The following is a 10,730-nucleotide window of genomic DNA, read 5'->3' on the forward strand; positions in this document are numbered from 1 at the left end:
AACGACTGAAGTCGTTACTACGAACATGAAGAGAACGACTGAAGTCGTTACTACGAACTTGGGAGTTTATTCGAGGTTTAATTTTGATTGGGGACTATGAATCGTAGAATAGAGAGGATAAAAATAATTAAAAATAGGACTAACCCAATACTACAGGCATAGCCAATTTCTAATTCTTGAAAGGCTTTTTCATATAAATAATAAACGATGGTTTTAGAACTATTTCTCGGTCCGCCTTGGGTCATGATGAAAACTTCTTCAAAAACTTTAGTGGCAGAAATTGAGGAAATGACGGCGACTAAGAGGAGATAGGGTGTCATTAAGGGGACGGTAATATCCCAGTGTTTTCGAGTGCCATCGGACCCGTCTAAGGCGGCTGCTTCGTATAATTCCGGGGAGATAGATTGCAGTCCGGCTAGGTAAATCATCATGTAATATCCCAATCCTTTCCAGATGGTTACTGCCATGACGCTAAACAGGGAAAGTTCGGGAATGGTTAGCCAGGGAATGCCGGAACCGGGTTGGACTAATCCCAGGGTTTGTAGGATTTGATTCAATAATCCATTTTCTGCATATAGCCATTTCCAGGCGATTCCAGCGACGACGATGGAAATAACAACTGGGGTGTAATAGGCGGTTCTAAACCAGTTCATTCCGGGGAGTTTTCCGTTGACGAGGATGGCAATTCCTAGGGGTGCAATGACGAGAATAGGAACGACGCAAGCTAGGTAAAGTAAGGTGTTGCGGAGGGTTTCCCAAAAGATTGGGTCGGTCCAGAGGCGTTGCAGGTTGGCAAGTCCAACCCAGGTGGGGGCTTGGGTGATGTCATATCCATAGCGGGTGAAGCTGAGATAAAAGGCTTGCAATGCGGGCCAAAATACGGTTAATCCTAAGATGAAAAGGGCGGGAAATAGAAAGAAATAAGGGGTAAAGGAAAAGTTGGGTTTGAGGATTTGAAATAGGGAATTTTTCAGCATTTAAGGTGGAATGAGATGAGAGGTTTGAGGGATGGAGTTTGTTTTTATAGAGGAGGCACTATGCGTGGGTGTCGGTTTTCTATTGTTGGGGGATTTTATATTTCAGCTAACATAATATCCTAGGATGGGGTTTGGAGGGGGATTTTGACAATAAAGGTGCTACCTTTGTCGATTTGACTTTCGATTTCGATATGACCTCCATGTAATTCTACACATTTTTTGACGATCGCCAATCCTAACCCCGTTCCTCTAATTGTCCCCACATTTGTAGCTCTTTGAAAAGACTCAAAAAGTTGTTGTAAGTCTTGTTGGGGAATTCCAATTCCTGGGTCTTTAATCCGAAACACCACAACACTTGAGGGGTGATGCGGATTGGTGGTGACGGGTCCGTATTCTATGCTGAGTTCTAGGGTGATTTCGCCGCCTTGGGGGGAGTATTTGATGGCGTTGGAGAATAAATTGTTGAGGATTTGTCGCAAGAGTTGGGAGTCCATGAGGGCGGAAATTTTCTCGGTGTGGACGATTAACTGAATTTGATGCCGATCGCCCGTGGTCACTTTCATCTGTTCCACCACCCTTGTGCAAAAATCCACTAACTCCATCAGATGCGGTTGAAACTCCAAATGTCCACTTTCAGCTTGCCCGACTAAAGTCACATCTTCTATCATTCCTGTCATGTATTCTATTGCAGTTTTAATCCGTTGATAATGTGTCTCTTTCCGGTCTTCCGGCCAGGTATCACTATAAACTTGTAGCAATTCAGCCGATGATAAAATAATGCTCATGGGCGTCCTAAACTCATGAGAAATTGTGGTAATTAATCGACTTTTAAACTCACTTAATTCTGTTTCTATTTCTAATAATCTGCGGATTTCAGCTTCGGCTAATGCCCGTTCTTTAACTTCTGTTTCTAAACGAATTCTCTCTTTTTGTAAAACTTCGGTCGCTTTTTTAGAAGTAATATCTCGAAACACATAAACCGCCCCAATGATTTTATCATTTTCTCCGCCAATGGGGGCGACGGTATCATCAATGGGAATTTTACTGCCATTCTTAGCAATTAAAACTCGTTCATTGGGGGTTTCAACCAAATTTTCTGTGGGAACTTCCTGAGTTCCCAACCGTTGGGCGATCGCCGCTGACATTTCATGGGTAATCCGAAACACTTGCCCAATATCCTTCCCCAAAGCTTCCGCTTGTTTCCATCCCGTTAACGTTTCAGCTACGGGATTGATAAACTGAATCCGTCCGATTTCATCCGTAGCAATCACCGCATCCCCAATAGAACGCAATGTCGTCGCAAACCACTCTTTACTCTGTTTTAATTCCTGTTCGATTTGATGACGATAAATGGCCATATCAATCGTAGACTTTAAACTCCGGGCTTCCAGGGGCTTAATTAAATAGCCAAAAGGAGTGGTGAGCTTTGCCCGTTGTAAGGTGTCTTCATCACTATAAGCAGTCAGATACACCACGGGAATATTAAAGCGATCGCGGATTTGTTCGGCAGCCGTCACCCCATCAATACTGCCCTCCAAATGAATATCCATCAAAACTAAATCCGGCTGCATTTGAGCCGCTGCTTCAATCGCCTCCTCACCGGAAGCAACCGCCACCGGCACCTGATAGCCCAAATCTTCTAAAATTGCTTGGATATCTAAGGCAACAATCCCTTCATCTTCTACGACCAAAATTTTCTCGTTACTCATGTTTCTCCTGAAGGCAGTTGATGATGTTTGGCCGAAAAGACAATCTGAAAGGCAGTCCCGCTACTGTTGTCCAACTCAATGGTTCCTTTGAGTTGTTTCACTAAAGTATTAATCAACTGCATCCCCAAAGAGCGGGTTTTCCGAAAGTCTACCTCACTGGGAAAGCCAACCCCATTGTCCCGAACCCTCATTATAAACTCTCGTTTGCTGTTATCATCCGCCTCTTGGAAAGTGCGATGAAGGGTAATCTCGATCGCACCAGTCCGATTCGGGGGAAATCCATGTTTGAGTGCATTACACACCAGTTCATTCACAATTAAACCGCAAGGGATTGCCGTATCTACACTCAAAAAGATATCATCAATTTGAAGATTCAGGCTAATTCGCTGGGAACTCGCGCCATAAGACCGAAACAAATGGATACATAAAGTTTGAATATATTGAGAAAAATCCACCTGGGCGAGGTCCCGAGACTGATACAGTTTTTCATGAATAAAAGCGATGGATTGAATGCGGTTTTGGCTATCTTGAAATAGAGCCCGGGTTTCTGCATCCTGAATGCTTCTCGATTGGAGGTTAAGCAGGCTCGAAATGACTTGCAAGTTATTTTTCACCCGATGGTGAATTTCCTTGAGGAGGACCTCTTTCTCTTGCAAGGACGCTTTAAGTTGTCCCAGGGCTTTTTTTTGTTCCGTAATATCATACATCGAACCGACAATCTCCAAAGGATTGCCCTCGGCATCGCAAACCAGACGCCGTTCATCGCGCACCCAACGGTAAGTCGAGTTTTGGTGTCTGACTCGATATTCATAAATCTCTTGGGTACGTTCTTGCAGACGAAAGATGTGGGCAAAAAGCCGTTCAGCATCGTCGGGATGGATACACTCAAACCACAAGTTGGGATTATTTAATAATTGCTGCGCCTCATAGCCGAACTGGCGTAGGATATTTTGACTGATGAAGGTCAAAGCATAGTCTCCAGTGGGCTTACAACTATAAATAATCGTGGGATTAGTACATAGCAAATATTCTAGCCGTTCTTGAATCTGGCGCAGAGCTTGTTCCGCTTGTTTGCGCTGGGTGATGTCAAGGACAATAAACCCCACCCCTCGCGCCAGACCATTTTTCAGGGGAACTGGAAAATAGCAAGTTAGCCAGTGATGGAGAACTCCCGGTTGAGAAGGCTTTTCGCTGGAGAGTTCTAAGTTGAGGATTGGGGTCCCGGACCGCAATAATTCTTCCACTAAGGATTGAAATTGGTGGGTGACATCGGGCATGATTTCATTCACGGTTTTACCAATATGTTCTTGGGGGGATAAACCATGAACTTCAGCGAGGGCTTCGTTGACTTGAATAAACTGCATTTGATCATTGACAATTCCCAGTCCGACAGAGACGCTGGAACTGGCTTTAAAAAATGAATTCAGCAGTTGTTCGCGCTCAAAAATTTCCGTTTCTAGGAGCTTGCGATCGCTGATGTCCCGACCTTCGGCAATTAACTGAATCACCCGATCGCCATCATCTCGCACCGGCTTAATCGAAACATCAATGGTCACCCGTTGGTTTTGGGGTCCAAAAATTTCCACCTCATCGCGCCATAACTGTCCCCTCGCTGCCTGGGCGATCGCCCCGCAAAAACGATTGGCCCCTCGAATCGAACAGAACTGACGTTCCTCCCCAGACTCCCCTACCGACTCCCCCCATTGATCCGGATCCGTAGGCTGCCAACAGGGACAGTCCCAAAATGCCCGCCCGATCGGATTCGTCCCTGCTAACCCCCACACTTCTAAAGCCCTCTGGTTCATTTCCAGAATCATCCCCTCGGGACTCAACAAGGCCATAAATTGGAACGTTTGGTTAAAAATGGCGTGAAACCGTTTTTCCGACCGGGCGATCGCCACCGAAGCCTGTTTGCGTTCCGTAATATCCCGCGCCACCCCATCCATGCGGAACCCTTGGCGAGTGGGATCATAAAGTAAATGAGCGCGGTCCTCCAACCACCGCACCTCCCCATCGGGCCTGATAATCCGATACTCTACATCTTGTGACCCCTGCACCAGTAGCGCCTCGAAAAACTGCCGAACGCGATCGCTATCCTCCGGATGGACCACCCCCCGCCACAACTCCAGATTTTCAAAAAACTCCTGGCGCGATCGTCCATAAATTCTCTCAAAAGCCGGATTCAAATACAATAACTCCCGAGTCTGGGCTGAAGCGGACCAAACCACATCATTCAGGGACCCCAAAATGCTCTCCAAGCGCTCCTCACTCTGTCTGAGGGCCGAATCTACCTCCTGACGACGGCCAATCTCCCCTTGCAATTGTCCAATTAACTCTCGCAGTTCAGCCGTTTGCACTTGCACCCGCTGTTCCAAGTCTTGATTAATCTGTTGCAGCGCTGCTTCCGCTTTTTTTCTCACCGTAATATCCCGATCAATTCCCCGATACCCAACTAATTTCCCCATCTCATCAAAAATTGGCACCCCACTGCTTTCTAACACCACCACTGTGCCCTGTTTGTGCAAATTAACACGTTCCTTGCAGCTAAACGGTTCCGGTTGAGTCGCCAGTTGCTCAACCCAGCGCCGTTCTTCCTCCGCCCATTCCGGCAGAATCCAGGCATCTAGCCGTTTCCCGATCGCCTCTGCGGGTTCATACCCTAAAATCTCTGCAATTCTGGGACTACTATAGGTGTATATCCCCCCTGCATCCATCTCCCAGACCCAATCCGTCGTCGTTTCCACTAACTGACGATACCGATCTTCACTCTCCCGTCTTGCCGCTTCTGCCGCTTTGCGACTGGTAATATCGGTGGTAATCCCAGCAATCCGGTACACCTGTCCCTGCTCGTTATAAACCGGAAACCCTCGCGAATGCACCCAACACAGGGTGCCATCGGGCTGCACAATCCGATTTTCCAGTTCCCCTGAAGCCAGAACCTGCTGGGGCCAATTCTCCCAAGTCGGTTGCCCCTCTTCCCAATAAAAACTCTCTTGCAAGATAGTCAGATAATTCCCCCATTCCCCGGCTTCCTTTCTCTCTAATTGCTCTCGGGAAATCCCCCAGACTGTCTCAAAGGCCGGACTCATATAAATCAACTGTTTCAAGTCACTCGAAACCAGCCAAAACACTTGCTCAATGCTTTCTGCAAGCTGACGGAATCTTTCCTCACTAAATTGCAGTAATTTTTGGGCCAATTGCCGATGAAAAATCTCTGCTTGCTGCTGTTCCAATGCCTGTTGTAAAGCGACGGTAGAAAAGGCGATCGCCTCTTGAAATACCGCTTGTAGTCCTGGAGTTTCGCGCTGCTGTCCCTTCTCTATCCCCTTCCCTTGCACCACCTGATTGGCATCAGTTTCAAGACTCCCACTCCATCCCTGTAAAATCTCTGTGGGAGTCACAATCCCAACCAATTCCCGGGTTGGCGTAACAATCACCCAATGCCGGACCCAAGTATCCTGCATTTGATGATGAATCTGTTCGAGGGAATCCTGGGGGTTTCCAAATAACAAGGGTTGACTCATCACCTGGGATGCCGGAGTATTTGCCAAGTCTAATCCCAAGGCATGGTATTGGACGATATCTCGCCGGGTAATAATGCCAATGGGAAATGAGGGATTCAATCGGTTCTCTGGAGTCAATTCCTGGCTGGATACTTGTACCCCACTTTGACAGATCACCACACAACTGCTGCGATGAGTTGCCATCTGTTCAATCACCTCTAAAATGGAAGCCGTCGGGGAAGCAGTGGCGATCGCCAGACTCATTCCTTCCAAGGCGAGTCGGTGTTCCCTAAACTCCCTGGTTTGTAACCCTCGCTGAAGACTCTCATGGGTGACAACGCCGAGTAGTTTTCCTTGACTATCCTGGATTGATAAATACCGAATTTTATGCGTTTCCATATAGGAAAAGAGGGAAAACGGATCGACTGGATCAGTCACTTGGAGCGAGAGGATAGATTGGGTCAGCACTTCGGAAATGGGCCGGGATTTTTCCCAGAGTCCAGCAGCAGCCAAGGTGACTAAATCCCCCTCAGTAAAGAGACCATAGCCTGTTTCCCGGTGATGGGGGAGGGAATGGTCTACGACTAAAACATAGCTCGATCGCGCTCGGTTCATCAGGGCGATCGCGCTTTTTAAGGGGAGATTGGGTGCAACTTTCAACGGGTGGCATTCGATCCTTTGATTCAATCGGAAGTTTCGGCGATCGCTCATCTTCACGAAATTTTGCAAACTGGTTTTTTCTAGCACACCAACGGGTTTTGAAGTCTTCTGCTTCAGGACAGATTGCCTCGGACAGGGGTCCTTTATTACATAAGTATGACTGTGACTGGGTTTTTTATCTACACAGAGGTGCTCAGGAGCAGAAATTTTCTAATAAAAAGAAAGAGGGTTTGGAGACCAAACCCCTACGGTGGTGATGGCAATTGTTTCCATTGACCTATAGAAAGAGGGTTTGGAGACCAAATCCCTACGGTGGTGATGGCAATTGTTTCCATCAATCTGTCTTACCTCTTTACTCCGTGAGATGGCGTACACTTTGAGATTGCCGCTCCAATCGCTTGCCTTCTTGGAGCATTCGTTTAAATTCCTCCGCTTTCACAGGGCGACTGAATAAATAACCCTGAATATTATCGCATTTATTTTCATACAAAACCGCCAATTCTTCCCGGGTTTCCACTCCTTCGGCAATCACTTTTAAATTTAAAGAGTGAGCCATTTGAATAATTGCATTAGTTAGAGCCGCGTTGGTGGCATTTGTATTGATATCCTGAACAAAACATCGGTCTATTTTTAATAAATCAAACGGAAATTGTTGTAAATAGCTTAAGGAAGAATAGCCAGTTCCAAAGTCATCTAAAGAAATTTGAACTCCCATAGATTTTAATTCATTTAATTTAGCAATAGTTACCTCAACATTCTGAACTAAAATACTTTCGGTTAGTTCTAATTCTAAATAACTAGGGTCAAGTCCACTTTCATCTAAAATTCGCACTAACCGCTCGCTCAGATCCACTTGATTAAACTGCCGAAAGGACAGGTTAACCGCCACTCGCACCGGGGGCAAACCCTCAGCTTGCCAGGATTTAGTTTGATTACAGGCGGTTTGGAGTACCCATTCCCCGATGGGAGCAATTAAGCCGGTTTGCTCTGCCAAGGGGATGAATTTAACCGGAGGAATCATTCCTTGTTGAGGATGATGCCACCGGACTAAGGCTTCCGCTCCCACTATTTTTCCATTTTCCAGCCCGACAATCGGCTGATAATACAGTTCCAATTCTTGTCTTTCTACGGCATAGCGCAGACTCGTTTCCAGGGTGAGGTCATCGAGAAATTCGCTTTGCAAGGTGGGGGTATAAGATTGATATTGATTGCCGCCCAGTTGTTTGGCATAAGACATCGCCACCCCAGCATATTTCATCAATTGGTCCACGTCTTCCCCGTCCTGGGGATAAATGCTAATGCCAATGCTGGCGGTGATAAAGATTTCCCGGTTCTCTAAGCAGAAGGGTTGGGTTAATCGGTCTAGGATCGGTTGGGCGATCGCCTCTGGCATCGGTTTGGGACTGGACGAGGAATCATCCCGAGGGTCTGAGAGAGTCGGGCGATCGCCCTTGTCAGAACCCGATGCCAAGACGATCGCAAATTGGTCCGTATGCAGTCGCGCTAGAATATCCCCCGGGCGGACACATTGGCTTAATCTCTGGGCAACTTCCATCAGCAGGCGATCGCCAAAGTCATGGCCGAGGTTCTGATTAATCCGCTTAAATCGGTCTAACCCAATGGATAAAATCGCGATCCAGCCGCCTTTTTGATGGGTGCGATCGCGCAAGGGTTCAAACTGCTCTCGGACTAACAGTTGATTCGGCAAATTAGTTAAGTGATCATAATAGATTAATTCAGAGCGCTCAGGGGGCAGGTCCGGCACTGAGGCGACTGCACGGCTCTGTTCCCTAGCGTAACCCTGATATAACGTATCATGTTTAATCAGCCTCGCCTCGATCGCCCCTAACAACTCTTTGCGCCGAAACGGTTTCGTCAAATAGTCGTCCGCCCCCAAATTCATCCCTTGGCGGATGTCCGTTTTATCCCCTTTTGCCGTTAAAAAAATAAACGGAATCGTTGCCGTTACAGGATTATTCCGCAGGGCCTCCAGTACCCCATAGCCATCCAGTTCGGGCATCATCACATCGCACAAAATCAGGTCAGGAAGGTGTTCCTCTGCCAATTGGACGCCGATGCCCCCATTGCACGCTCCAATCACCCTGAAATCCACCGTATCCAGAATTTCGAGAATGTTTTTACGGACTAACTCTTCGTTCTCAATCACTAAAATTTTTTTCATAACCAATTCAGTAGAGCTTTAACATCCTATATTTTGGGAGAGTCTAAGTTTGCTATCCAGTGGTTAGAGCTTGGGACAATACCGATCATTTTGGTGATTAGATTTTCTCAGATTTTGGCGCTTCATTCACCCTTTGAGATAATTTAGTCCTGATGGCTCCCTCTGCATCAAAGTCACTAGCGTTTATTCGGTGGGTTTTCCCAATTGCCTCCCAATAGGTTAAACTTCCGTAACAGAGTAAAATTATCTGCAGTCAACAAATCTTGCAACTCCGAGACTTGATTAATCAAGTGAATTTCCCGCTCAAATTCTTCCTGTAAAATCTCCAGATACCGTTCTGTAGAGGTTCCCTGGGGAGTATTCTTCAGCATATGAATCGCCAAATTAATCTTAGAAAGCGGATTTCTTAGATCTTCGACTAATTTCTTCAACAGGCCATCTTTGGTCTGGCTGAGTTCTTCTAGCTCATACATTTTAGCCTGCAATCCTTCCGCTCTCTGCCGCTCCGTTGCATACTGCTGCATCACCGCCGCTTGTTTATTTAGCCTAGTATTAATAGCTTCTAACAAATCTTTCCGGCGGAACGGTTTGGTGATATAATCATCCGCTCCTAAATTCATGCCTTGGCGCAAATCTGCATGATCGGCTTTGGCAGTCAGAAAAATAAATGGAATCGTTGCAGTCAGCGGTGACTCTCGCAATTGACTTAACACCCCATACCCATCCAGTCCAGGCATCATCACATCGCATAGAATCAAATGGGGGAGATGTTTCTGAGCTTGGGCGATCCCTGCGAGTCCATTTTCAGCCCCAATGACCTTAAATCCTCCCCCTTCAAGGATTTCCAAGATATTGGTCAAGACGGCTTGTTCATCTTCAATCACCAAAATTGTTTTCATCAGTTACGCTCCCGTTACTTATCTGGCTTTAAATATAATTTAACTCGGGCGGTTTTATCCCTTAAAGTAAACTTAATTGTTTTTTGATTTGATTTATTGAATCACCCCGGGATTGGCAATTGCTTTTTGCTAAATCAAGGGTAAAGTTTCTGGACCGGCCTTAAAGGTTGGCAGGGGTGACCCGAAAATACAGGGATTGGTCCGTCGTCAGTCCGATCGCTGTTGACCCGGGGCGATCGCCCCATTGCGACGGGGGTCACCGGCTGCCTCTATCTCCCCATCCCCTCTCATTCTAACCCCATTCACTCCCCCAAAAAACATATTTTTTTCTACCCATTTAATCACATCTTGGGTCTGCTTCGGCATCAGATTGGATAAAGATTCCAGTTCCTTTGTGTCAAACCCCGGTTCCAGATGAAACACCCCATTTTCCCAATGAACCCGAGGAGATTCAATCGCCGTTGCCAGATCCAGATTAAAATCAATCACATTACAAATCACTTGTAAAATAGCCGTTCTAATCCGATTAGACCCCCCCGAACCCAGAACAATTTCAGGACGATTCTCTTTCAAAACCATCGTCGGGGCCATCATCGAAGAAAGACGTTGATTTTCCGGCCATTGATGAAATCCATTGGGGTTTAAATCTGCTTCTCCCAGCATATTATTCACCATAATTCCCGTTCCCGGAATGATGTAGGAAGACCCTTCTCCATTGGAAGTCGTCACACTGGCCGCATTCCCTTCGCGATCCATAATACTAATATGAGTCGTACTCCCCAATCGATTACAATCCGACT

General features: G+C 46.5%; 6 protein-coding genes. All 6 read right to left on the reverse strand.

All coding sequences use genetic code 11. The features are described from left to right. Nucleotides 1-77: 77 nt before the first annotated feature. Nucleotides 78-977, reverse strand: coding sequence for a carbohydrate ABC transporter permease (locus tag J0895_RS07575; RefSeq protein ID WP_207087500.1), 900 nt, complete (start codon nt 975-977; stop codon nt 78-80). A gap of 119 nt (nt 978-1,096) precedes the next feature. After that, on the reverse strand, nt 1,097-2,686 hold the full coding sequence (locus J0895_RS07580) for a hybrid sensor histidine kinase/response regulator (RefSeq protein WP_207087501.1): 1,590 nt from the start codon (nt 2,684-2,686) through the stop codon (nt 1,097-1,099). After that, nucleotides 2,683-6,936: a PAS domain S-box protein gene (locus tag J0895_RS07585; RefSeq protein WP_207087502.1), complete on the reverse strand. Its 4,254-nt coding sequence runs from the start codon at nt 6,934-6,936 to the stop codon at nt 2,683-2,685. The genes J0895_RS07580 and J0895_RS07585 overlap by 4 nt, the downstream gene beginning before the upstream one ends. 265 nt (nt 6,937-7,201) lie before the next feature. Beyond that, entirely contained in the window at nt 7,202-9,031 is a 1,830-nt protein-coding gene (locus J0895_RS07590; protein WP_207087503.1) for an EAL domain-containing response regulator, read from the reverse strand. A gap of 176 nt (nt 9,032-9,207) precedes the next feature. Next, nucleotides 9,208-9,930, reverse strand: a complete 723-nt coding sequence (locus J0895_RS07595; RefSeq protein WP_207087504.1) for a response regulator transcription factor — start codon at nt 9,928-9,930, stop codon at nt 9,208-9,210. A 207-nt stretch (nt 9,931-10,137) separates the two neighbouring features. Beyond that, nucleotides 10,138-10,730 (reverse strand): gamma-glutamyltransferase (locus J0895_RS07600; protein ID WP_207087505.1); only part of this gene is annotated, 593 nt, incomplete at its 5' end.

It is taken from the genome of Phormidium pseudopriestleyi FRX01 (assembly GCF_017313335.1).
GTDB lineage: Bacteria > Cyanobacteriota > Cyanobacteriia > Cyanobacteriales > Laspinemataceae > Laspinema > Laspinema pseudopriestleyi.